Origin of the sequence: Streptomyces sp. SID12501, assembly GCF_010550245.1 — a bacterium.
Classification (GTDB): domain Bacteria; phylum Actinomycetota; class Actinomycetes; order Streptomycetales; family Streptomycetaceae; genus Streptomyces.
On the sequence record NZ_JAAGLU010000184.1, the window covers coordinates 1 to 742 of the forward strand.

General features: G+C 71.7%; 2 protein-coding genes. Both read right to left on the minus strand.

The genetic code is table 11. The features are described from left to right. A partial coding sequence (locus tag G3I71_RS45120; RefSeq protein WP_164324705.1) for a hypothetical protein occupies positions 1-347 on the minus strand: 347 nt, incomplete at its 3' end. Position 348: 1 nt separating this feature from the next. Then, positions 349-742: hypothetical protein (locus tag G3I71_RS45125; protein ID WP_203733020.1), on the minus strand; the 394-nt coding region annotated here is incomplete at its 5' end.

Genomic DNA, 742 nt, shown 5'->3' on the forward strand with positions numbered 1-742 from the left:
GACGTGCGGTAGCGGTACTGGTCCGCGAGGCGCCCGTAGACGCCCTGATGGGTGATGCCCTCACGGAGCTCGGTCGGATCGATCGACCCGACCGGGCGGATCATGCGCCCGACGATCTCCGTGGCGACCTGCGCGAGGTACGCATCGGTGGCGACCGCCACGCCGCGCTGGGCAGCCTCTACGTACTTCACGACCTCCGCGGTCATCCGGCTGATGGCGTCGTGGTCGTACCAGCCGTCGAACCCGGCGACCAGACGAAGCACCTGCGCCTGCGCTCGCTCGGTCAGCAGCGCCCGGTACGCCGAGTGCGAGTCGACCCGCGCAACCAGCGCACGTGACGGCTCCACGTCAGCCCGCCGTCGCGCCCGCGGTGCTGGCCTGCCCACCGCTCAAGGCGGTCATCATGTCGTCGAAGCGGTCGGCCTCGGCGCGTCGGATCTGCTCGGGCGTCGCCTGCCAGACCTCCTCCATGATGAACCGGAAGGGCATGCCGCTCGCCTTGGCCTGCTGCGCGGCCGAGCCCTTCGCGGACAGCGAGTGCCGCTCGACCGGGAACCAGTCGACGGTGATCCGGTCGAGCCGCGCGCGCTCGGTCTCCCCGGCGAGCATCAGGGCCTTCGAGATGACCTGCGCGAGCCCCTGGCCGGCGCGCGTCGAGCGGTCCTCGGCCGCGAACACCAGGCCCTCGTTCGCGCGGTCCGCGCGGGACGCCGACTGGTTGTCCGGCGCGAAGATCCAGAAC